Raw genomic sequence first — 22,421 nt, 5'->3', positions numbered from 1 at the left:
CCTCCGGGTTAAACGGCGGCTCCGCGCTCCACCTGCGGGCGCGGGGTACGCCACTTGCGCGGCTGGGAAGCGCGGGAATAAGCGTAGAAGCCCAAGCCGAAGCCGGCCTCGGTGGTGCCTGGGAACTTCAGCCGCACAGCGTTGTTGCACTTGCGTGACAGCCAGATACCTTCGACAGCGAAGACCGCGATGATTGCCATGGAACCGATGGAGATGATGTTGGCCAAGTTCGGATTCCTGCTGCTGACGAACAAAAGCACAAAGAGCACGATGGCGAAGGGCATAACCCACTCGTTTAGGAAGCGGCGCGAGTCTACCCAGTCACGCACGTAGCGGCGGACCTCACCTTTATCGCGGGCGAGCAGGTAGCGCTCATCGCCGGCAGCCATGCGTTCCTGGGCTTCCTTGTTGCGTGCCCGAGACTCTTGGCGCTCCTTGCGCTTGTAGTCCTTCCACTCCTCCTTGGACATGGAGGCCTTGAGCTCTTTGCGGTGCTGATGGCGCTGGGCCTCAGACATGCCCTTGGGATCGCGCTTGACGCCGCGAGCGATTTCCTGCGCATCGCGCTTAGGGGTAGGGCGGCCCTTCGGCGGCGTGTAGCCCTTGCGGTGCGGTTTCTCGGCGGCGGTCTTCTCCTCAGGCGCCGGGGTCTGCTCGGCCGGGGAAGGGGTCTTATCGTCTTTTTGCCACGGAAGTTTCACGCTGTTTAGCGTACAAGGTTGTCACGACATTCTGGGAATAGGCCCGCCCTCATCGTTGTTGGGTTAAGTGACACGACACCAGTCCTAGCGAGACATCCTTTCTTCCTTCCGCGTGAGGGGGTAGGGTGGGCTCCAGAAAATTCCGTACATATTAAGAGGAGAAACCATGACTGCTCCCGCGTCTGCAACCGGAGTTATCCTGACCGACGCCGCTGCCGCCAAGGCAAAGTCCCTGCTTGAGCAGGAAGGCCGCGACGACCTGTCCCTGCGCATCGCCGTCCAGCCAGGCGGTTGCGCTGGCCTGCGCTACCAGCTGTATTTCGACGACCGTACCCTCGACGGTGACAAGGTTGACACCATTGGTGGCGTCAATCTCGTCGTAGACAAGATGTCCATCCCGTACCTCACTGGTGCCAAGATCGACTTCTCTGACACCATCGAGGCCCAGGGCTTCACCATTGATAACCCGAACGCGGGTGGATCCTGTGCCTGCGGTGATTCCTTCAACTAATTTCTAGTAGAAATCAGTGCTGTAGAAATACTGTAGAAAACAGCACAGCCCTCGCCGTGGTGGCGAGGGCTTCATGCGTTTTAGAGCTTCACTGGGTAATCGCGCTGCTCAATCTGGGGATCGATGCGATCTTCCACAAAGATGCCATGCCAGATCATGAACGACAATACGGTCCACAGGCGGCGGGAGTGATCGGAGATGCCGTCGCGGTGCTCCTTGAGCATCTCGAGAACTTCCTTCTTGTTGAAGATGTCCTCGGTTTGGGACTCCGTAATCTGATCCTGTGCCCAGCCGTAGAGCTCGTCACCAGCCAGCCAATGGCGCATCGGCACTGGGAAACCGAGCTTCTTGCGGTGGAGCACGTGCGGGGGAACGATCTGCTCCATTGCCTTGCGCAGTGCGTACTTGGTGGTGCCGTGAGAAATCTTCAGGTCGTGCGGAATCGTCTCCGCTACCTTGAAGACTTCCTTGTCCAGGAAAGGAACGCGCAGCTCCAGAGAGTTGGCCATGTTCATCTTGTCGGCCTTGACCAAGATATCGCCGCGCATCCAGGTGAAAAGGTCTAGGTGCTGCATACGAGCTACCGGGTCGAAGTCCTGGGACTGGGCATAAATCGGTGCGGTGACCTCTCGGTGGTCCCACTCGCGCTTGGCCCAGGGAAGAACGCGCTGCAGCTGCTCAAAGTTAAAAGAACGTGCGTTGCCGTAGTAGCGCTCCTCCATGGTCATAGAGCCACGGTTAAGTAGGGACTTGCCTTTCATCCCGTCGGGAAGCACCTGCGAAAGCTTGCCCAGGCCTTGTCGAAGAGGGGAGGGGATCTTCTCAAACGGTGCGAGGGACAGCGGCTCCTTGTAAATGGTGTAACCGCCAAAAAGCTCATCGGCGCCCTCGCCCGAGAGCACCACCTTGACGTGCTTGCGGGCCTCCTGGGCCACGAAGTAGAGGGGGACTAGAGACGGATCTGCCACGGGGTTGTCCAGGTACCACATGATCTTTGGCACCGCGTCGGCGTATTCCTCCGGGGAGACGATCTTGACGATGTGCTCCACACCGATGGCCGCAGCCGACTCGGCAGCGACGTCCACCTCGGAATAGCCCTCACGCTCGAAACCCGTGGTGAAGGTGAGCAGGTCTGGGTTATGGCGCTTGGCCAGTGCCGCGATGGCGGTGGAGTCAATACCGCCGGAAAGGAACGAGCCTACGGTCACATCGGCACGCATGTGCTTCTCGACGCTATCCTCCAGCGCCCTCGCAATCTTGTCGAAAAGCTGCTGTTCCTCTCCTTGCTTGACGGGTTGGATGGGGAAGCGGGGGGAGAAGTAGCGCTCAGCCACTACTTCTTCGCCCGGGTGCAGCGTGACGGTGCAGCCGGACTCGACGCGACGAATGTTGGCATGCAGAGACTCCGGTTCCGGAACGTATTGCAGGTCGACGTAGTGCTCGATGGCGCGCTTATCAAGGCTTAGGTCTAGACCCAGCGAGTCTGCCATGCTGAGGATGCACTTCATCTCAGAGGCAAAGACCGTGCCTTTGTCTGTCGTCGCGTAGTAGAGCGGCTTAATGCCGAATTGGTCGCGAGCAGCAAACATGGTGCGGGTTTCGGTGTCCCAAATAACAAAGCCGAACATGCCGCGCAGGTGCTCGACGACATCCTTGCCCCAGTGGTGGTAACCCACAACGATGGGCTCGCCATCGCCTTGAGTATTAAAGGAATAACCCGCGGCCGTGAGCTCCTCACGAAGTTCGACGTAGTTATAGATTTCACCGTTGAAGGTCAGAGCGTAGCGCTCGGGATTGTCCTCTGGGCCCCAGCGCAAAGGCTGGTCGGAGTGTTCTAAGTCGATGATGGACAGGCGGTTGAAGCCGAACGCGGCGTCCTCGTCGTGCCACGTGCCTGCGGCGTCGGGGCCGCGGTGGCGCATGCACTGCAGGGACTGTTCGAGGGCTTCGAGGTGCTCGGCGGCGTTGCGATCGGCGCTAAGCAGCGTGCAGAGTCCGCACATAAACGTGTTTCTCCTTATATATGAAGGTTCATCTGCGACACACTTTACGGCCGTGTCTTAGGGATCTGCGAACCCCGCGCCGCGCTCCCCGATAGGGTGCGAACTTTCGGATGATGGAGGAGAGCAAACCTTGTGAATTGAGTCATAGGGGGCAGGGGGAGGGCGGGGGAGCGGGAGTGATCTTGTGCAGGTGGGCCTGTAACATCCCGTTCGTTCACTATTTATAGAGCGGAATCATCTCCCCATCAGGCCAGTGAAAAGGTCTGAAACTCGAGCGTGATGCTCTATCCTAATTGGGTAGGAATGCTCTATGAGTATTCGAGAAGTTTGTGTGCACAGAAAGGCAGAACACACGTGGGACAGCGTAAAGAACGCAATCTCGCCCGCAAGGCTGGTCTAGCAGGCGTCATCGCCATGGGCGGCCTCGCTCTGGCGGGTTGTGATGTCGCAGCGCCGACCGCCGTGGAGAACCTCCTCGGTTTCGGCTGGCCTAAGGGTATTACCCCTGAGGCTGAATCGATGTACAACTTCTGGATCTGGGTCTGGGTTGCAGCCTGGATTATCGGTTTCATCATGTGGGGTCTCTTCCTTACCGCCATCTTCCGCTGGAACGCGAAGAAGGCGGAAAAGGCTGGCAAGGGCGAGTTCCCGAAGCAGCTGCAGTACAACGTGCCGCTCGAGCTGGCGCTGACCATCATGCCGATTCTTATCATCATGGGCCTGTTCTTCTTCACCGTTCAGGCTCAGCAGAAGGTCACCGCACTGGATAAGAATCCAGAGGTTACCGTTGACGTCACTGCGTACCAGTGGAACTGGAAGTTTGGTTACGCCGAGAACAAGGTAGACGGCGAGAACTACGACGGTGCTGACGCTGAGCGTCAGAAGCTCGCCGAAGAATCCGCCACCGACCCAGAGGGCACCCCGAACCCGAACCCGATTCACGGCAAGTCCACCGGTGACATCTCCTACCTCAACTTCAACAAGATTGAGACCGTAGGTTCCACCGAGGAAATCCCGGTTCTGGTTCTCCCAGTCGATACCCCGATTGAGTTCCGACTTGCATCCGGTGACGTTTCCCACTCCTTCTGGGTTCCGGAATTCCTGTTCAAGCGTGACGTCTACTCTCACCCGGAGGTTAACGCTCAGGAGCGTCGCTTCCAGGTAGAGAAGATTGAGGAGAAAGGCGCTTTCGTCGGCCGCTGCGCCGAGATGTGCGGTACCTACCACGCCATGATGAACTTCGAGTTGCGTGTCGTTGACCGCGCTGACTTCAATGAGTACCTCAAGTTCCGCGAAGAGAACCCGGAGGCTACCAACGCTGAAGCTCTTGAGCACATCGGTGAAGAGCCTTACGCTGTGACCACGGCACCGTTCAACTCCCTGCGCGATACCCGCGATGCCGACAACTTCGTCGACACCGCTGAAGCGGCATAAGAAAAGGAACTGATACACAATGCGTGCAACATCAAAGGTCTTTTACGCCATTGCGACCTACCTCTTCGTGTCGCTCATCGTCTACATCATCGGTGTGAACTACGTCAAGGATGACGGCTACCTCTATGGCCCTGAGTGGGTTGGCATCGTGGGCATGCTCCTCGCCATGCTGCTGTGCATCATGCTCGGCGGCTACCTGCACTTCACCGATAACCGGGTCGACTTGGCTCCGGAAGACTGGGAAGAGGCAGAGACTGAGGACAAGGCCGGTATTCTCGGCTTCTTCTCCCCGAACTCCATCTGGCCGCTGGCCATGACCGGGTCTATTGCAGTTCTCGGCCTTGGCATCATCTTCATGTATCTGTGGCTGATCGCCCTAGGCGCAGTCCTGCTGGTTGCCTCTGTCACCGGCTTGTCCCTGCAGTACGGCCTGCCGAAGGAAAAGCACTAAGAGGTTTCTTCTGCCGCGCAGATAAGCGCCACGACTTCTCTAGCCCTCGCCCGATTTCAACTGGGCGGGGGCTTTGTCGATCGCGCGGTCGGATAAAACGCGAGAAAGTTCCCTCAGTTCCGTAAAATTTTCTCCATTGGGGTAAATGTGCCTAGTGTCCTTTGGAGAACCGCGCCTTCTCAATGCCACTTTTAGCACGTAAAAGCCTATTTTCTTCGGGGGTCAACCGAAAGTTGCAAACCTGCACTGATGCCGCTTTCGCCCCTGTGATTTATCTCATTGAAGGAATCGCGTTACGTGCTTGCGAATCGAGTTGGCACCGCACTATTTCGAGGGGCGTGTGTGACGGTCGATAGGCGAGGGGTCGCGCTACCTGCATCAATGGGACGTCGGAAAGCGTGGCACAAAGTTCCCACATCTTTCTGTACCGAATAAATGTGAGGTAGATGCGCGAAGGCTGGGAAGGTCTAGCTCGCTGCCTCAAAAAATCGGGGGGAATTGAGATGACTTATACGTCTCAACCGGCCATACTGTTATGCGTGACGAGCGTAGTTTCTAACCAAGGTATGGCAGCACCACGTGTTGCCGCGCTGAACCGACCCAACATGGTCAGCGTCGGCACCATCGTGTTCCTGTCTCAGGAATTGATGTTCTTTGCTGGACTGTTCGCGATGTGGTTCACCTCGCGTGCGAACGGCCAGGAGGGTGACTGGGCTGAGCACACCGCGCACATCAACGTGCCGATGGGCTTTGTCATCACGACTGTTCTGGTTCTCTCCTCCGTGACCTCTCAGTTCGGCGTGTTTGCAGCAGAAAGGGGTGACGTATACAAGCTCCGACTCTGGTACTCGGTGACCCTCGCGTTGGGTGTTGTCTTCTTGGGCATCATGGCATTCGAGTGGACAGAGTTGATCATGGCAGGTGTGACTGTCCAGTCCTCCGTGTTTGGTTCGGTCTTCTACATCCTGACCGGTTTCCACGCGGCCCACGTGACTGCAGGTCTGATTTCCTTCGGAATCATCTTGGCGCGTATTGCCCGCTCCAAGTTCACGCCGGCACAGGCAACCGCAGCGATGGCAGTGTCTTACTACTGGCACTTCGTTGACGTTGTGTGGATTGGCGTTTTCGTAGTCATCTACCTAGTTCAGTAGGCCGTAAGCGCCGGAGCTTCCGGCCTACAGCCATTCACTTCCATGTACGAGTTATCTAAAGGAAAATGATGGATAACATCCAGCAGCCCGCCGCAGTGGAGGAGACCACTGCCGCGGCTAAGAAGACCCGCCGTCGCCGTAAGGCGAAGCGCACGCTTGCTGGCGTCTTCGCTCTGAGCATCGGTCTCACCGGCGCTGGTGTCTTGGCTTCCGCCCTGACTCCGGACGCGCAGGTGGCTACCGCTGCCAAGGATGACCAGGCTCTCGTTCAAGAGGGCAAGGACATCTACGAAGTCGCTTGTATTACTTGCCACGGTGCGAACCTTCAGGGCATTGAGGACCGCGGCCCTTCCCTCGCCGGTGTCGGTGCCGGCTCTGTGTACTTCCAGGTGCACTCCGGCCGTATGCCGATGATGTCCAACGACGCACAGGCTGAGCGTAAGACCCCTCGCTACACCGAGCAGCAGACCTTGGCTCTCGCGGCTTATGTTGCTGCTAATGGTGGCGGCCCCGACATTGTCTACAATGACGACGGCTCCATTGCTCAGGAGTCCCTGCGTGGTACCAACTACAACGGGCAGATTCAGGCTGAGGACGTTGCTAAGGGTTCCGAGCTCTTCCGCATGAACTGCGCGTCCTGCCACAACTTCACCGGTCAGGGCGGCGCGCTGTCCTCTGGTAAGTTTGCTCCGCCGCTAGCGCCGGCCAATGAGCAGGAGATCTACCAGGCAATGCTGACCGGCCCGCAGAACATGCCGAAGTTCTCTGACCGTCAGCTGACCGCAGATGAGAAGAAGGACATCATCGCTTACCTCAAGTCTGCGAAGGAAACCCCGTCTCCGGCAGGTTGGGACCTTGGCGGTCTCGGCCCGGTGGCTGAGGGCCTGGCAATGTGGATTATCGGCATCAGCCTTCTGTGCGTTGCCGCTATGTGGATTGGATCTCGCTCATGAGCAACGTAAAGAAGAATTACTCTCGCAAAGAGCTCGATGCTATGAGCAACGACGAGCTCGCCGCTCTCGGTACCGAGCTTGATGACGTCACTGTAGCGTTCCGCAAGGAGCGCTTCCCGGTGGAGGGCGACCCGGCTGAGAAGCGTGCCGCTACCAACATCACCATCTGGCTCATTATCTCCGTGCTGATGGGTATCGCCTTCCTTGGCGTGTACCTGTTCTGGCCGTGGCAGTACAAGATGCTGGGTGAGGACGGCCTGTGGTGGCACACCCTGTACACCCCGCTTCTCGGTCTGACCTCCGGACTGTGCATTCTGGGCCTTGGCTTTGCCATCGTTCAGTACGTGAAGAAGATTCTGCCGGAAGAGATTTCCGTGCAGCGTCGTCACGACGGTCCTTCCGACGAAGTTGACCGCCGTACCCTCACTGCTCTGCTGAATGACTCGTGGAACACGTCGACTCTGGGTCGTCGTAAGACCATCAAGGGTCTGCTTGGCGGCGCCGGCGTCCTGTTCGGTCTCGCTGTCATCGCTCCGCTCGCCGGCGCTATCCACAACCCGTGGAAGAAGCGTCACGACCTGGACTACACCGGCGACGGCACCCTGTGGACCTCCGGCTGGACCATGCACGAGAAGGGCGTCAAGCTTTACCTCGCTCGTGACACCGGTACCATCGCCGAGAAGCACGCTGGCGAGTCTGGCGAGCACTACACCACCCGCGGCCTTGCACGCCTGGTGCGTGTTCGTCCCGAGGACCTTGCCGCTGGCGGCATGGAGACCGTCTTCCCGCTCGCAGCGGAGGACGTCAACGATGGCGCCGAGTGGTCCGAGGATAAGGACGTGTACGAGAATCACATGCACTCCATTCACGGAAACCGCAACGCTGTGATGCTCATTCGCCTGCGCAACGATGACGCCAAGAAGGCCATCGAGCGCAAGGGCCAGGAGGACTTCCACTACGGCGATTACTACGCCTACTCCAAGATCTGTACCCACATTGGTTGCCCGACCTCGCTGTACGAGGCACAGACCAACCGCATTCTTTGCCCGTGCCACCAGTCGCAGTTCGACGCTCTGCACTACGGTAAGCCGGTCTTCGGCCCGGCTGCCCGTGCACTGCCGCAGCTGCCGATCGAGGTGGACGACGAAGGCTACATGGTTGCCAAGGGCAACTTCGTTGAGCCCGTCGGACCTGCATTCTGGGAGCGTAAGTCATAATGAGTAACAAACTTGCCAAGATGGGCAACAACATGGACGAGCGCTATTCAGCCGCTGGCGTCCTGCGTACCCAGCTCAACAAAGTCTTTCCGACTCACTGGTCCTTCATGCTTGGTGAGATGGCGCTGTACAGCTTCATCATCCTGCTGCTGACCGGTATCTACCTGGCACTGTTCTTCGACCCTTCCATTACGAAGGTCATTTACGACGGTGCATACACCCCGTTGAACGGCGTTGAGATGTCTCGCGCCTACGCAACCGCACTGGACATTTCCTTTGAGGTGCGTGGTGGTCTCTTCATCCGCCAGATGCACCACTGGGCAGCACTCATGTTCATGATGTCCATGATTGCCCACATGCTGCGCATCTTCTTCACCGGTGCGTTCCGCCGCCCGCGTGAGGCTAACTGGATTATCGGTTGTGCACTTATCCTGCTGGGCATGATCGAGGGCTTCCTCGGTTACTCCCTCCCGGATGACCTGCTCTCCGGCGTTGGTCTGCGAATCATGTCCGCCATCATCCTGGGTCTGCCGATCATCGGTACCTGGCTGCACTGGGCCATCTTCGGCGGCGACTTCCCGTCCGACCTGATGCTGGACCGCTTCTACATCCTGCACGTGCTGGTTATCCCGGGCATCATCCTGGGCCTTATCGCAGCTCACCTCATCATGGTCTGGTTCCAGAAGCACACCCAGTTCCCTGGACCGGGTCGCGCTGAGAACAACGTTGTCGGTGTCCGTATTATGCCGGTCTTTGCCACCAAGGCAATTGGTATGGGCATGATGGTCGCTGGCGTTCTTGCTCTCATCTCTGGTCTGATGACCATTAACGCCATCTGGAACCTTGGACCGTACAACCCGTCCCAGGTCTCCGCTGGTTCCCAGCCGGATATCTACATGCTGTGGACTGACGGTGTTGCTCGTGTCATGCCGGCATGGGAGCTCTACATCGGCAACTACACCATCCCGTCCGCATTCTGGGTCGCGCTGCTCTGTGGCCTTATGGTTATCCTGCTCTTCGCCTACCCCTTCATTGAGAAGAAGCTGACTGGCGATGACGCCCACCACAACCTCCTGCAGCGCCCGCGTGACGTTCCGGTTCGCTCCGCTATCGGTGCAGCGGCTATCACCTTCTTCCTGCTGGTGACCATGTCCGGTGGTAACGACCACGTGGCCCACTTCTTCCAGATTTCGCTGAACGCGATGACCTGGGTTGGCCGCATCGGTCTTATCGTCCTGCCTCCGATTGCGTACTTCATGACCTACCGTATTTGCGTTGGTCTGCAGCGCTCTGACCGTGAGGTCCTGGAGCACGGTATCGAAACTGGTGTTATCAAGCAGCTGCCGAATGGCGCCTTCATCGAGGTTCACCAGCCGCTTGGCCCAGTCGATGACCACGGCCACCCGATTCCGCTCGAGTACGCCGGTGCTCAGGTTCCGAAGCAGCTCAACCAGCTTGGTTTGGCTGACTCCGAGACCCAGGGTATCTTCTCCCCGGATGACGCTGGCATTATGTCCCGCGCACAGGAAATCCGCGAGGAGAACCACGCTGAGGAGGCGGAGATGTTCCGTCAGCTCAACGAGGCTAACCGTCGCGACGACGAAGAGAACGGTCGCATCTAGCGCCACCCTCTGAAACGCGCTCACTAAGCCCGTTTCCTTCCTACTCAGGAGGGGAGCGGGCTTTTGCGATCTCGAGACGGGCAGCGTTTGGCGCCGTTTCCCTCCAGCTCGCCGTGCCTTCCTGGGTGTGGCGCGTGGTCTAAGTGTGGTGGCTTAACTGTGGGTCTGGTTCGGTTGAGCCGGCAGTAGGAAAAGCGTTGGTACATACCTATATCTATAAGTCTTCGGCATGACAGGCTGCGCAGATTCTTCCATCGCCACCAGCGGCGAAGATATGCCTTTCTGGGAGGGGATGACGGCGATGAGGCTGGCTTGCTCGTCGAAATACACGACGACCAAGAGTGCTCGGCTGAACAAAGGAGCTGGGGCTGCTAGGCGGCCGTAGGGCGTCATCTGACGTGTTTATGCCTGAGTGCCTATAGTGGGGCAGGGGTAAGTCCCTTGGAGGTGGCTCGTAACCTTCTGTTTACCTGCGCATTACCTTTGCGATGTGGGCGTGTCCGCTTGAAGTTTTGAGGCCCAGATCTCTGAGCGAGGTGACGTGGGTGACATGAAAACTGCTGGAAGACGGCACTTTTCCTGGTGGGAAAACTGTGCCGAAAGGGTTATGTGGGGCTTCTGATACTCCACATTACAGTGTGGTGAGGAAGCTCACAGTCTAAATTTTTCTTACCGTTTCCATTTGAAGAGACTTGCAATGGTCCAGTTTCCAGCGATCCTATTGTTATCACGTCGTTGCAGGTGAGGACAGGTGGGGTGTGGGGTACCTTGGCTATTGGGCCCTGAAAATGTGTGATGGTCTCTTTAGGGTTGACGTTTGGTAACAAGACGGTAACGGAGCGGGAATCGTGTTTCTAACTCGACATCGCTTGTGATGGTTTCGTAACCTATTCGAGACATTGAGTTACCGACACGGTGTACCAAGCACCGGTGCTCAATACGAACTGAAGATTTATGCGCCGCGTCTGGCCCCTCCTAAAATTCGGGGGCCGAGCGGAGGTGGTCCTACAGGAATGGGTCACCGTCGAACGCTAGGCCCGCCCATGGGTCAGAGCTTTCGTTGCGATCGAAGAGAACTACGTTCTGTTCGGAGGCAGCGAAGGTAGGCGCACTGGAAGATTTGGAGTTTGAATTCGTGGCTAAGCACCGTCGCCAGGGCAACCTGAACACCCGTCGCATTGCAACCACCGCTGCTGTCGCAGCAACCGCAGCTGTTACCGTACCGGCTGCCGCCAACGCCGCCGAGGTCGTCGTTCCGAACACCGACATCCGCTTCGAGGTCGCTGGCTTGGAGAACGTTCCGAACATCAAGCAGGTTCCGAACGTGGATAAGTACGTCCCGTCCCTGAAGTCCAACCAGGGCTCCGGCTACGCTGCCTCCGTTGAGGCGCCGGTAGCACAGGAGGCTCCGGCCCCCGCCCCGGTTAAGTCTGTCGGCGAGAAGGTCCTTGAGGCTGCTCGTTCTGCAGTCGGCTCCCCGTACGTATACGGCGCCAACGGTCCGAGCGCTTTTGACTGCTCTGGTCTGACCTCCTGGGCTTACCGTCAGGCTGGTGTGGAGATTCCGCGCACCTCCCAGGCGCAGGCGTCTGCCGGCACCCAGGTCTCCCTGGATGCTCTTCAGCCGGGCGACATCATCGTCTACTACTCCGGTGCATCCCACGTTGGTATCTACACCGGCCATGGCACCATCATTGACGCGCTGAACACTGGCACCCCGGTGGGCGAGCGTTCCCTGAACTACATGCCGATCCACTCTGCTGTTCGCTTCTAAAAGACGACCCAGAGGATATTTTTAACCCCTTCCGCCACACTCGTCACGTCGAAGATGAGTGTGGGGAAGGGGTTCCGCTATTGTTATTTGGTAGTGTTATATTTTCCCTTGACTGAGGCTATACTTCAGTCAACTATTATTATTCTCTTAGGATTCTGGGGTGTCCATGTCGCGTCGCCGTCTTGCTTCTGTCATCACCGCATGTGCGGTGACGGCAGTCCCACTGACCGTTGTTGCTCCTTCGGTTGTCGCTCAGGAGATTCAGCAGGAGGACGCGCCGGAGGATCTCGCGGGGCTCATTGAGCGTATGGCGGACGTCGCTCAGCGTGTGTCCGCTAAAAGCGAGGAAGTCAAGGGGCTCGAGGATGAGATCGAGGAGACCGAGAAACGAATCGGCGAACTCGATGCACAAGCAGCGGGGGCCCAACGCAACGCTGATGAGGCGTCTGTAGCGGTGGCCGAGCAGCAGAAGCGAATTGATGCGTTGGCGCAAAAGCGCTATCGACGTGACGCGGCGTCACCAATCGCAGCGGCGCTCGACGCTGAAGATGTCGCTAGTGCTGTGGAGCGCATGGGGTATCTGGGGGCTTTGTCGAAGGCCGCAAAGCGTGAAGAAGAGGCCATGGTTGCTGCTTCCGCAGCGGCCGATTCTGCCCACCAGGAAGCAGTCGACGCGGCTGAAGAGGCACGCCGTAGCCGTGATGAACTGGAGCGCCAGCGTGAAACGCTGATGGACGAGCAATCAGAGCTCGAAGAACAGCAAAAAGAGCTGGAAGAAAAAATTGATGCTTTAAGCCCTGAGGCGCGCCAGGCATGGGTTGAGCACTTTGGCGGCTCCTCCGATATTGACCTTGCTGCACTCGCAGACGGCTCCGGTTCTGCTGCCGTGCAAGCCGCGATGACTCGTCTGGGCGCACCGTATGGTTGGGGTTCTGCAGGGCCGGACACTTTCGATTGCTCAGGTCTGATGGTGTGGAGCTACCAGCAGATGGGCAAGAGGATTCCGCGTACGTCGCAGGCGCAGATCGCTGGTGGCACGCCGGTGCCGCTGGATCAGTTGCAGCCAGGCGACATTGTGGGCTACTACCCAGGTATTACCCACGTGGGTATGTATATCGGTGATGGGCAGGTTGTGCATGCATCAACGTACGGTGTTCCGGTTGCTGTGGTGCCGTTGAATTCGATGCCAGTTCAGGGTGCTGTCCGGTACTAGCGCATGTCACGGACGCTCTTGGTCACGAATGATTTCCCGCCTACCATTGGGGGAATTCAGTCCTACCTGCGAGATTTCCTCCGCACTCTGGACTCGCAGGACGTCGTAGTTTTTGCCTCAACCCAGGATGTGGATGCCGCTGCTGAATATGACAAGTCGGTGGACTATACGGTGGTGCGGTGGCCGCGTAAGGTGATGCTGCCGACCCCGGCTACGGCCCGTGAGATGCAGCGCCTCATCCGTGAATACGGTATTGAGACCGTGTGGTTTGGTGCGGCAGCGCCTCTTGCGCTGATGGCATCAGCGGCACGGAAAGCTGGGGCGTGCCGCATTGTGGCGACGACGCACGGACACGAGGTGGGCTGGTCCATGCTGCCTGGGGCCCGACAAGCACTGCGCCGGATTGGAAACACATCTGATGTTGTTACCTATATTTCGGAGTACACTCGCCGTCGACTGACAAGGGCGTTTGGCCCACACCCGCGGTGGGTACACCTGCCTTCAGCGGTGAACCTCGAGGACTTTGTACCCGCAACGGAGGCACAGAAGGAGAATGCGCGTCAGCATTTTGGCTTGGGTGAGGGGCCGGTCATTGTGTGTATCTCACGGTGGGTGCCCCGCAAAGGCCAGGATCAACTCTTGCGCGCCATGCCGCTAGTACGGCAGACGTACCCGGATGCCCAGCTGCTTATTATCGGCCGTGGAAGCTATGAGTCCACACTGCGGGTACTAGCGCAGGAGTACTGTCCTGATGCAGTGCTTAAAGAGGCGCGGGACACCGACGAGCTGCTCATGGCACTGCATGCGGCCGATATTTTTGCCATGCCAGCCCGCACCCGTGGCGGAGGGCTCGACGTCGAAGGTTTGGGGATTGTCTACCTCGAGGCGCAGGCGGCGGGGTTGCCGGTCATCGCGGGGGATTCCGGTGGCGCTCCAGAGACCATCACCCCAGAGTCAGGCGTTGTCGTGAGGGGGTCTGACCTCGCGGAGGTGGAGGAAGCGGTGGAGCTGCTGCTTGGCGACGTCCCCCTGAGGCGCCACATGGCAACCTCCGGACGCCGCCACGTGGAGGAGCACTGGACGTGGGAAATTATGGGAGCGCGTCTGCGCGAGGTTCTTGAATGTGACCGGAGCTAAGTCGGAGGTATATCCTACTAGTCATGCTTGAACACTCTCCCTCCGCCGAAGGCGACGACGCTGGCCTCACCATTGGTTTCGATATCGGCGGCACCAACCTTCGTGCTGCAGTCATCGATGCAGCTGGAGAGATTGTAGATTCCACAAGCGTGCCCACAGCCACCGATGCTGGCCAGCTGGAAGATGACATCGTTCGGTGCGTGGAGGAACTTTCAGCTCGACATGACATCACTGCGGTAGGACTCGCCCTCGCCGGGTTCCTGGATCCTGACTGCGAAGTGGTGCGTTTTGCTCCGCACCTGCCGTGGCGTGACGCCGCTGTGCGCGAGACGTTGAGCAAGCGAGTAGATGTACCGGTTCGTTTGGAACACGATGCCAATTCGGCTGCGTGGGGCGAGTGGCGTTTCGGCGCCGGCCGCGGTGCCAAGGAATGGGTCTTTTTTGCCGTGGGTACGGGCATCGGCGCTACGTTGTTTACCGAGGGGCGCATCTACCGAGGAGCGTTCGGGACTGCCCCCGAGTTCGGGCACCTCGTTGTCAACCCCGGTGGCCGCTTGTGCTCTTGTGGCAAGCGCGGCTGCCTGGAGCGCTACGCCTCCGGTACTGCGCTGCCGGACACCTTCGCAGAATTGCGTGGGAAGTATGAGACCGCGCTTCCTAACAAGCCCTCCGGTGAGGACATTACTGCCGCGGCGCGTCAAGGAGATCCGCTGGCCACAACCGTCATGGAGGACTTCGGGCAGTGGCTTGGTCAAGGTCTGTCCATGGTGGCGGACGTGCTCGATCCAGAGCTCATTGTTATCGGTGGGGGCGTCTCGCAGGACGCAGATTTGTTCCTCGATACCGCCCGTGAGCGCATGGCGCAACAGATCGTCGGTGCCGGTCACCGACCCTTGGCGCGCGTCGCGACCGCCGAGTTGGGCTCGGCGGCAGGTATGATCGGTGTCGCTGATCTCGCCCGTCAGGAGCACCGAGGTTAACACCGCACACTTTCCCTTCGCGGAGTCATCCGCGTGGCCGGCACAACCAGAGATAGGACTATAAGCGATGCGAAATAAGTGGTATTGGGCTTTTAAGCACATCTTCTTTGGCCCTGCCTTGCGGGTATGGAACCGTCCATGGTCTGAGGGTATGGAACGCATCCCAGAGACCGGCCCGGCTATCTTGGCGTCGTCGCATCAAGCGGTCATGGATTCCTTCTATTTCCCGCTGCTGTGCCCGCGGCAAATCACCTTCCTGGCTAAGAGCGAATACTTCACCACCCCTGGACTGGTGGGGCGAGTGCAGAAGTGGTTCTTTAGCTCCGTGGGTCAGGTACCGATTGACCGTGTAGATAAGAACGCTAGCGATGCCATGTTGGCCAGCGCGCAGCGCATCATGGGACGCGGCGATCTGTTTGGTATTTACCCAGAAGGTACGCGGTCGCCGGATGGCCGCATCTACAAGGGGCGCACCGGCATGGCCCGCATTGCGCTGACCACTGGTGAGAAGGTTCTGCCGATTGCCATGATCAATACGCGAAAGGCTAACCCCATTGGTTCGTGGATTCCGCGTCCGGTGCGCGTCGGCATGCGCGTGGGCGAGCCTATTGATCCTACCGCGTGGGCAGCAGAACGCGGCCTAGACCCAGAAGACCACGACACTGCCCGCGCTTTCACGGACTATGTGATGAAGCAGTTGGCGGAGCTGACTGGGCAGCCATATGTGGATGTCTACGCCTCTGATGTCAAGGCATCCCTGCAAGCTGGACACGGCTACCCGGAAGGGGCCGAGCCCGGTTCGGAGGCGCAGTAATCTGTGAGCTCTTCCCTCTCTCATCGCCTTGCCTGGCCTGATATAGCGAAAGGATTATCCATCCTTGGCGTGGTGTTGCTCCACGTCACTTTAGCCGTACCAGAGGCCCAAGATACGTGGCTGGCTGCCTTTAACGTCTGGCTAGATCCTCTGCGCTTGCCTTTGTTCTTCCTTGTCAGTGGCTATTTTTCCCAGAAGGTTTTTCGCTTCAGCTTTGCCGAACTGGTCACGCGGCGTCTGTGGTTTTTCTTCGTGCCCTATGTGGTGTGGATGCTCATCGAGCAGCAGACAAAGCGCGTGGAGTATCACTGGGTCTTTGGGGATCCTATTTTCGATCCGAGCCAGATGATGGCAAGCCTTCTCGTTGGCCACTCCATGGCGTGGTTCCTCTATGCCCTCATTCTTTTTAATGTCTTCCTGTGGTGTGTGCGCACGCTGCCGGGGTGGCTGGGGCTTTCGTTGAGCTTTTTCCCGATCCTCTTCATGGCGTGGCAAGCGGAGTTTCACTCCATTGCCAAGGCAGTCATGTTCCTGCCCGTGTTCGTGGCAGCGGCCTACTTCCGTGACGCGATCACGGCCTTCGCCGATGCCCTCGAGGCGCCATTCCAAGGGCGCTGGGAACAGCGCACGTTGTGGGCTTATTCAGGCATGATGGTGGCCTACGCCGTTGGCTTCTTTATTCGTCGCGCCTGGGATCAGCGTGCCGAACCTATGGAGATGGCGTGGCCGTTCCCTGGCGCTGAAGTGTTGGCTGACCATGACCTTCACATTCTGGTGCGCATGGTGGAGCAGTTCTGTGAAGTTCCTTTTGGCATCGCCGTGGCGGTGGCTGTGTCCTACATTCCGGCAGTGTCGACGGGGCTTAGATTCATCGGCGCGCACACGCTCCCGATTTATCTGGGGCACCCAATTGGTCTGACTGTCTTGTATGGCTTCCCCATGGCGCTGTACCCACGAGAGGTTTCTCTGGCGGGGCAGTGGCCGTTGGACAATACGTGGTTCTGGCTGAGCATGTGCATGGTGTACGCGGGGCTGGCATCACTGGCGCTGTGGGCCCTGGGCAAGATTCCCGTGCTGGGCTGGTCGCTGAAGCCGCCGGCGCTGGGACGTCGCCAAGCAGAGCCCGTTGAGCCACTGGACAACCACGATGCTGCGGCCATGAGCAGCATAGTGACAAGGAAATAGTCGTTCCCGAGATTCTGCCGCCACCAGTACCAGGACATGTGCGGCAGCGGTGCTGAGTATAGGCCCCAGTGACAACGGGGAATGGAAGAGAAGCTAGGATACGAAACCGTGCGCTACTTCTACGACACCGAGTTTATCGAGGACGGATCGACCATCGAGTTGGTCTCCATCGGCATCGTGGGCGAAGACGGTAGCGAATACTATGCCGTGTCCACCGATTTCGACCCCTCCAAGGCGAACGCCTGGGTACGTGAGAACGTCCTGGACAAGCTGCCGAGCCCCGGGAACCCGGTATGGAAGTCCCGCGCTACGATCCGTGAGGAACTCCTCGAGTTTATGGGCGGTCACTCCAGCCCCATTGAGCTGTGGGCATGGGTCGGCGCCTATGACCATGTGGTCTTGGCACAGCTCTGGGGTGACATGGCTGGGCTGCCCAAGGGAATGCCGCGCTATACGCGTGAGCTGAAGCAGTATTGGGAGTTTGCCGGCCGCCCCACGCTGCCGCCCGTGCCGAATGGGAACCACGATGCGCTTGTCGACGCCCGCCATAACCTCGCCAAGTTCCGCGCCTGCGAGCAACACCTGCCGTTGAGCCGCGGCAACCGCGTGAATCTATAAGGTGGGGCAATCGGGGGATTAACTAACGCACTATAGGCGCGAGATGGTTTAATACTGGGTGTGAGTTGGACAGTAGATATTCCCAAAGAAGTGCTTCCTGATCTGCCGCCGCTGCCGGAGGGCATCAACGAGAAGTTCCAGGACGTTATTGCACGTGAGGCCAAGCAACAGCCTAGCTGGGACCAGCTGCAAGCAGATAACGTGCGCAAGATTCTGGAATCGGTCCCGCCCATCGTCGTGGCCCCGGAAATTGAGGAGCTCAAGCGCAAGCTTGCCGACGTCGCCTTGGGCAAAGCTTTCCTCCTCCAGGGCGGCGACTGCGCAGAGACTTTTGAATCCAACACTGAGCCGCACATTCGCGGCAACATCAAGACCCTGCTGCAGATGGCTGTGGTCTTGACCTATGGCGCGTCTACCCCGGTAGTGAAGCTGGGCCGTATTGCTGGCCAATACGCGAAGCCGCGTTCCTCCGATCTCGATGCGAACGGCCTGTACAACTACCGCGGTGACATCGTCAACGGCGTTGAAGCCAACGAGGAGTCTCGCCGCCACGACCCCGCCCGCATGATTCGTGCCTACGCAAACTCTTCGGCCGCGATGAACCTGGTTCGCTCCCTCACGCACTCCGGCACCGCGGACCTATACCGCCTGCATGAATGGAACCGCGAATTCGTGGCAAACTCGCCTGCGGGTGCCCGTTACCAGGCTCTGGCCAACGAGATTGAAAACGGCCTGGCGTTCATGAATGCCTGTGGCGTGTCCGATGAAACCCTGCGCTCGGCGGAGATTTACTGCTCTCACGAAGCCCTGCTGAAGGATTACGAGCGCTCCATGCTGCGACTGGGTACGGATTTCAATGGGGAAACCAAGCTCTATGACTTGTCCGCTCACCAGTTGTGGATTGGTGAGCGTACCCGCGGCATCGAGGACTTCCACGTGGCGTTTGCGTCCATCATTGGCAATCCAGTGGGCATCAAGCTGGGCCCTGGCGTGACTCCGGAGCAGGCAGTGGAGTACGCGGAAAAGCTTGACCCGAACCGTGAGCCGGGCCGCCTCACCATGATTGCTCGTATGGGCCACGACAAGGTGCGCTCCGTACTGCCCCCGATTATCAAGGCAGTGGAGGAATCCGGCCACAAGGTGGTCTGGCAGTCCGACCCGATGCACGGCAACACCTTCACCGCGTCCAACGGCTACAAGACCCGCCACTTCGACAAGATTGTCGATGAGGTTCAGGGCTTCTTCGAGGTTCACCGCGAGCTGGGCACCCACCCGGGCGGCGTGCACCTTGAATTCACCGGTGAGGACGTGACCGAGTGCCTCGGTGGCGCGGAGGACATCACGGACGTGGATCTGCCGGGCCGCTACGAGTCTGCCGTGGACCCGCGTTTGAACACCCAGCAATCGCTGGAGCTGTCCTTCCTCATCGCGGAGATGCTGCGCAACTAGAAGCTAGTACGGTCTCCAGAGAATCGGCCACGTGCCGTATTCTCCGGAGCCAAACCACCACGCCGCCACCGCAACGGCGAGCGTGGCGAGGCTAACGAGGATAAGGAACCCGAAAAGGGAAACCGCGCTGCGGTTGGTCAGCGGGCGTTCCTCGGGTTCTTCTTCGGCACCGGCAGGAGCGTAGGGCTCCTCGACCGCAGCCGGCGGTTCAGCTGGTGGGGGAGCCACGGGCGGTTCGACGCGTGTCTCGAAGTCTGGTGCACCTGGCTGGGGCGCGTCAGGTCGCGGAGTGTTGAGTGCAGAGGTTGCCTCGAAGACTCGGGTATTGCCTGTGCCGGCAAAGTCCGTGGGTACCGCGGCGGTGCGGGCAGCGGCCGAATTATGGGGGATGGGGACTGTAAAGGCCGGCAGCTGAAGCTCGCGGGAAACATCGTCCAGAGCATCGAGGAATTCACGTGCATCGGCGAAACGCTCGCCAGGGTGGCGTGCGGTGGCGGTGGCCACGAGGGCGTCGAAAAGCATCGGCACGCCTTCGATACGTGAGGAAGGCGCGGGGACGTCCGCGTGAACACGGGCGGTGGCATGGGCCAGCGGGGTTTCACCACTGAAGGGAACGGTGCCTGTGAGCAGCTCGAAGAGCACAATTCCCGCCGAGTAGACGTCGGAAGCCGGTGTAATCTCCGCGCCGGTGACCTGCTCCGGGGAGAGGTAGCTGACGGTGCCGACGATCTGGCCGGAACTATCGTGATCCGCGCGCGTTGAGCGCACGAGACCGAAGTCACCTACTTTGACGCGGTGTGTGTTCGTGATGAGCACATTATCCGGCTTGATATCGCGGTGCACGAGTCCCGCGTCGTGGACTTCGCTGAGTCCTGCCAGGACCGAATGCATGACACCGGCGGCGGCATGTGGCGGCATGGGGCCACGCTCAGCGAGAAGCTCGCGTAAGGTGCCGCCGGTGATGAGCTCCATAATGAGATAGATGGGCAGGCCATCGGAAGAGAAGTCATGCACAGCCACCAGGTTGGGGTGGCTCAGTTGCGCCATGGCGCGGGCCTCGCGCTCGAAGCGAGTGACGAAAACGGGGTCATCGTGATAGCGCTCATCCATGACCTTGGCGGCGACTGCGCGACCCAAACGCATATCCACGCAGCGGTACACAGTGGACATGCCGCCGCGGGCGATCGGCTGATCGATGCGATAGCGTCCTTCAAGAATGTCGCCCACGTTCAGCCTTGTCATGGGTTCCAGTATGGTCGATCCTCTCCTCAAAGTGTGATCCCGCTACAGTTGTGTCTGTGACTAATTCTGCGAACCCTGAAGAGAATTCCCATCCCGAGCTGGCCGAGCTGCTCGCTGGCGAGGAGCTGCTGACGCTCAAGGACGTAGCTGAGAAGCTCGATCTTCCTATCACCCGCGTTTATGACTTGCTCAATGCCCGCAAATTCATTGCTTGGCGTGACCCGGAGGGAAACCGTCTGGTCCCCGCGTCCTTCTTTAACTCAAAGGGCGCCATTTCCAAGTACGTCTCGGGCGTGATTACTGTGCTTTCGGACAACGGGTGGCACGATAACGAAATCCTCGCGCACCTGTTTACCGAGGATGATTCTTTGCCCGGCCGTCCCATTGATGGACTGCATGGTCACCTCGCGCGCGAGGTTATTCGGCGCGCGCAGGCCTCGGCCTTTTAGTCGTCGGCGTCTTAGACGCCGACGACGTAGACGCCGACCTTGCAGGAACACCAGCAAAGATCCACTGCGTGGCGCTCCATGCCACGACTACCATGCCGATGACCCAGAACCAGTTGTAGAGCTGGTGGTTTCCGTCACCAGCAAAGGCAACTCCGATGAAGAAGGTGGCGCCCGTAGCGAGCTTGAGGATGGGCAGCGGCGGGCGGAACGTGCCCATCAGCGTCGACACTGAGGCGTAGTACCAGGGCAGCGTGACGGAGTTGAAGACGAATGCCACCTGGTAGGCCGCAGCCGTGGCGGCGATGGCTCGGCGCACACCAGTGCGTCCCCACCACCACACCAAGACGAGCCCGAGCAGCATGAGCACCATGCCTGCAGAACGCAGCACTCCGAGCACGCCGTTGTAGGTCGTATCGGGTGAGAAGAATTGGATGAGGGGCACGAGGACGTCGGCAAGCAGCGTCGGCCCTGCTAACGGGTTAATCACCTTGGAGTTGCCGCTAATCTGTGAGAGCCAGCCCCACGAGCTTCCCGACGCCCACGTGATCACTGCCACCGCTAACGCGACCTCAGCCACGGCAATGATTCCGGATAGAAGGAAAACACCGACGCGTTTGAGCGCCTTCGTCCCTTCCGGTGCCCAGTGGTGAACCATGAGCCACACGATGAACGGTGCGGCGAAGACGGCCGTTGCTTTGAGTGAGACCGCAATGCCCACGAGCAGAAGGCTGATATGGAACTTGTGGTGCACCGCTGCGAGAAGCCCCAGGGAGACCAGGCCAACCATGACGGATTCGTTGTGCATGCCGCCGATGAGATGCAGAATCATGACGGGGTTGGCCACACCCAGCCACAGCGCTAATGCAGGATCGCCGCCGATAGCGCGGGCCAGACGCGGAATGGACCAGGCAATGGCTGCGAAGCCGATGACGGAAATGATCTTGTAGACGATGATGCCGGCAGCAACGTGGTCACCAACCAACTGTGTGACGCCTTTGCCCATCCACAAATGCAGCGGCCCATAAGGCGTGGTGGTGTTGCGCCAGTCGTGGGACACTTCCAGGAGGAAAGGCCCGGGATTGACCGCGGCACCTTCGGTATAGGGATCGAAGCCGTCCCGCACCATGGCTCCCTGCATGAGATAGGAATAGACATCTCGGGACGCGAGTGGTGCGGCCATCAGCAAGGGGGCAATCCAGCTGAGCAACATGCGCTGGATGTCGCGTAGACCTCCCTCTGGTTTCGGGTCCTTGAGCTGCGGGGCAATAACATGGCGCCCAGCCAGGACCCACGCACCCACCAGGCCGAAGAGACCAACCCAATACAGCACCATGCCGATGTTGCGGCCGTGCCCATAGGCGAGGAAGCCAATATTGAGCGCCTCCAACGCCCCGCCCCGGTTGCGGGTAGCGCCGCCGGAGAAGGACGCCAACGCCAGAATGATGCTGGCGACAATGCCCAAGGGAAGCGGGTTGGGGATGCGTAGGGCAATACGCGTGGATGTGCGGGCAGCCATG

At 59.2% G+C, this 22,421-nt stretch carries 20 protein-coding genes; 16 read left to right on the top strand and 4 right to left on the bottom strand.

From position 1 onward, the window contains the following. Window positions 1-8: 8 nt before the first annotated feature. A complete protein-coding gene (locus NX84_RS09470) occupies window positions 9-701 on the bottom strand; it encodes a DUF3043 domain-containing protein (RefSeq protein ID WP_039676140.1) in 693 nt (230 codons plus the stop codon). Window positions 702-867: 166 nt separating this feature from the next. Here NX84_RS09470 and NX84_RS09465 point away from each other — a divergent pair, with 166 nt between their 5' ends. Further along, on the top strand, window positions 868-1,212 hold the full coding sequence (locus NX84_RS09465; protein WP_039676139.1) for a HesB/IscA family protein: 345 nt from the start codon (window positions 868-870) through the stop codon (window positions 1,210-1,212). An 80-nt stretch (window positions 1,213-1,292) separates the two neighbouring features. On the opposite strand, the gene asnB is transcribed toward NX84_RS09465, so the two are convergent. Beyond that, entirely contained in the window at window positions 1,293-3,215 is a 1,923-nt protein-coding gene (gene asnB, locus NX84_RS09460; RefSeq protein WP_039676138.1) for an asparagine synthase (glutamine-hydrolyzing), read from the bottom strand. A gap of 354 nt (window positions 3,216-3,569) precedes the next feature. On the opposite strand from asnB, the gene ctaC reads away from it, so the two are divergent. The 14 genes from ctaC to NX84_RS09385 all read left to right on the top strand — a co-directional run bounded on the left by ctaC (window position 3,570) and on the right by NX84_RS09385 (window position 19,213). Then, window positions 3,570-4,649 carry an aa3-type cytochrome oxidase subunit II gene (ctaC, locus tag NX84_RS09455; protein WP_039676136.1) on the top strand — a complete coding sequence of 360 codons (1,080 nt, stop codon included), beginning with the start codon at window positions 3,570-3,572 and terminating at the stop codon, window positions 4,647-4,649. A 19-nt stretch (window positions 4,650-4,668) separates the two neighbouring features. Continuing rightward, window positions 4,669-5,100, top strand: coding sequence for an aa3-type cytochrome oxidase subunit IV (gene ctaF / locus NX84_RS09450; protein WP_039676134.1), 432 nt, complete (start codon window positions 4,669-4,671; stop codon window positions 5,098-5,100). Between the two features lie 539 nt (window positions 5,101-5,639). Beyond that, the gene (ctaE, locus tag NX84_RS09445; RefSeq protein WP_428829328.1) at window positions 5,640-6,251 is read left to right on the top strand and encodes an aa3-type cytochrome oxidase subunit III; all 612 of its coding nucleotides are present in this window, start codon (window positions 5,640-5,642) and stop codon (window positions 6,249-6,251) included. 65 nt (window positions 6,252-6,316) lie between these two features. Continuing rightward, a complete protein-coding gene (gene qcrC, locus NX84_RS09440) occupies window positions 6,317-7,204 on the top strand; it encodes a cytochrome bc1 complex diheme cytochrome c subunit (protein WP_039676130.1) in 888 nt (295 codons plus the stop codon). Next, a complete protein-coding gene (qcrA, locus tag NX84_RS09435) occupies window positions 7,201-8,421 on the top strand; it encodes a cytochrome bc1 complex Rieske iron-sulfur subunit (protein WP_039676129.1) in 1,221 nt (406 codons plus the stop codon). Before qcrC ends, qcrA begins: the two co-directional genes overlap by 4 nt. Continuing rightward, the gene (qcrB, locus tag NX84_RS09430; protein WP_039676128.1) at window positions 8,421-10,043 is read left to right on the top strand and encodes a cytochrome bc1 complex cytochrome b subunit; all 1,623 of its coding nucleotides are present in this window, start codon (window positions 8,421-8,423) and stop codon (window positions 10,041-10,043) included. The genes qcrA and qcrB overlap by 1 nt, the downstream gene beginning before the upstream one ends. Window positions 10,044-11,178: 1,135 nt before the next feature. Then, window positions 11,179-11,817 carry a C40 family peptidase gene (locus NX84_RS09420; RefSeq protein ID WP_039676287.1) on the top strand — a complete coding sequence of 213 codons (639 nt, stop codon included), beginning with the start codon at window positions 11,179-11,181 and terminating at the stop codon, window positions 11,815-11,817. Window positions 11,818-11,983: 166 nt separating this feature from the next. After that, window positions 11,984-13,030, top strand: coding sequence for a C40 family peptidase (locus NX84_RS09415; protein ID WP_039676286.1), 1,047 nt, complete (start codon window positions 11,984-11,986; stop codon window positions 13,028-13,030). Window positions 13,031-13,033: 3 nt separating this feature from the next. After that, window positions 13,034-14,167, top strand: coding sequence for a glycosyltransferase family 4 protein (locus tag NX84_RS09410; protein WP_039676124.1), 1,134 nt, complete (start codon window positions 13,034-13,036; stop codon window positions 14,165-14,167). A 23-nt stretch (window positions 14,168-14,190) separates the two neighbouring features. Next, window positions 14,191-15,147: an ROK family protein gene (locus tag NX84_RS09405; RefSeq protein ID WP_039676122.1), complete on the top strand. Its 957-nt coding sequence runs from the start codon at window positions 14,191-14,193 to the stop codon at window positions 15,145-15,147. A gap of 67 nt (window positions 15,148-15,214) precedes the next feature. After that, entirely contained in the window at window positions 15,215-15,961 is a 747-nt protein-coding gene (locus NX84_RS09400) for a lysophospholipid acyltransferase family protein (RefSeq protein ID WP_039676121.1), read from the top strand. Window positions 15,962-15,964: 3 nt separating this feature from the next. Continuing rightward, window positions 15,965-17,146 (top strand): acyltransferase family protein, encoded by a 1,182-nt coding sequence (locus NX84_RS09395; protein ID WP_052319735.1) that lies wholly within the window; start codon window positions 15,965-15,967, stop codon window positions 17,144-17,146. A gap of 108 nt (window positions 17,147-17,254) precedes the next feature. Continuing rightward, the gene (locus tag NX84_RS09390) at window positions 17,255-17,764 is read left to right on the top strand and encodes a polyadenylate-specific 3'-exoribonuclease AS (protein WP_039676283.1); all 510 of its coding nucleotides are present in this window, start codon (window positions 17,255-17,257) and stop codon (window positions 17,762-17,764) included. Between the two features lie 60 nt (window positions 17,765-17,824). Continuing rightward, the gene (locus NX84_RS09385; RefSeq protein WP_039676119.1) at window positions 17,825-19,213 is read left to right on the top strand and encodes a class II 3-deoxy-7-phosphoheptulonate synthase; all 1,389 of its coding nucleotides are present in this window, start codon (window positions 17,825-17,827) and stop codon (window positions 19,211-19,213) included. Window positions 19,214-19,216: 3 nt separating this feature from the next. On the opposite strand, the gene NX84_RS09380 is transcribed toward NX84_RS09385, so the two are convergent. Next, a complete protein-coding gene (locus NX84_RS09380; RefSeq protein WP_039676117.1) occupies window positions 19,217-20,455 on the bottom strand; it encodes a protein kinase domain-containing protein in 1,239 nt (412 codons plus the stop codon). Between the two features lie 50 nt (window positions 20,456-20,505). Between NX84_RS09380 and NX84_RS09375 the strand changes: the two genes are divergently transcribed. Beyond that, window positions 20,506-20,904, top strand: coding sequence for an Rv2175c family DNA-binding protein (locus NX84_RS09375; protein WP_039676115.1), 399 nt, complete (start codon window positions 20,506-20,508; stop codon window positions 20,902-20,904). Here NX84_RS09375 and NX84_RS09370 read toward each other — a convergent pair. After that, window positions 20,873-22,420, bottom strand: coding sequence for an alpha-(1->6)-mannopyranosyltransferase A (locus NX84_RS09370; protein ID WP_052319734.1), 1,548 nt, complete (start codon window positions 22,418-22,420; stop codon window positions 20,873-20,875). The two genes, NX84_RS09375 and NX84_RS09370, sit on opposite strands and share 32 nt — an antisense overlap. Window position 22,421: the final 1 nt, after the last annotated feature.

This window comes from Corynebacterium minutissimum (genome assembly GCF_000805675.1).
Classification (GTDB): domain Bacteria; phylum Actinomycetota; class Actinomycetes; order Mycobacteriales; family Mycobacteriaceae; genus Corynebacterium; species Corynebacterium minutissimum.
Note: the sequence above shows the minus strand (reverse complement) of the source record. Positions and strands in the feature narration are given on the sequence as shown.

Coding starts and splice junctions, on each gene's coding strand:
- NX84_RS09370 (WP_052319734.1), bottom strand. CDS start 22,420: ATGGCTGCCCGCACATCCACGCGTATTGCCCTACGCATCCCCAACCCG.
- qcrB (WP_039676128.1), top strand. CDS start 8,421: ATGAGTAACAAACTTGCCAAGATGGGCAACAACATGGACGAGCGCTAT.
- NX84_RS09465 (WP_039676139.1), top strand. CDS start 868: ATGACTGCTCCCGCGTCTGCAACCGGAGTTATCCTGACCGACGCCGCT.
- asnB (WP_039676138.1), bottom strand. CDS start 3,215: ATGTGCGGACTCTGCACGCTGCTTAGCGCCGATCGCAACGCCGCCGAG.
- NX84_RS09400 (WP_039676121.1), top strand. CDS start 15,215: ATGCGAAATAAGTGGTATTGGGCTTTTAAGCACATCTTCTTTGGCCCT.
- NX84_RS09380 (WP_039676117.1), bottom strand. CDS start 20,455: ATGACAAGGCTGAACGTGGGCGACATTCTTGAAGGACGCTATCGCATC.
- NX84_RS09415 (WP_039676286.1), top strand. CDS start 11,984: ATGTCGCGTCGCCGTCTTGCTTCTGTCATCACCGCATGTGCGGTGACG.
- NX84_RS09405 (WP_039676122.1), top strand. CDS start 14,191: ATGCTTGAACACTCTCCCTCCGCCGAAGGCGACGACGCTGGCCTCACC.
- qcrC (WP_039676130.1), top strand. CDS start 6,317: ATGATGGATAACATCCAGCAGCCCGCCGCAGTGGAGGAGACCACTGCC.
- NX84_RS09410 (WP_039676124.1), top strand. CDS start 13,034: ATGTCACGGACGCTCTTGGTCACGAATGATTTCCCGCCTACCATTGGG.
- qcrA (WP_039676129.1), top strand. CDS start 7,201: ATGAGCAACGTAAAGAAGAATTACTCTCGCAAAGAGCTCGATGCTATG.
- ctaF (WP_039676134.1), top strand. CDS start 4,669: ATGCGTGCAACATCAAAGGTCTTTTACGCCATTGCGACCTACCTCTTC.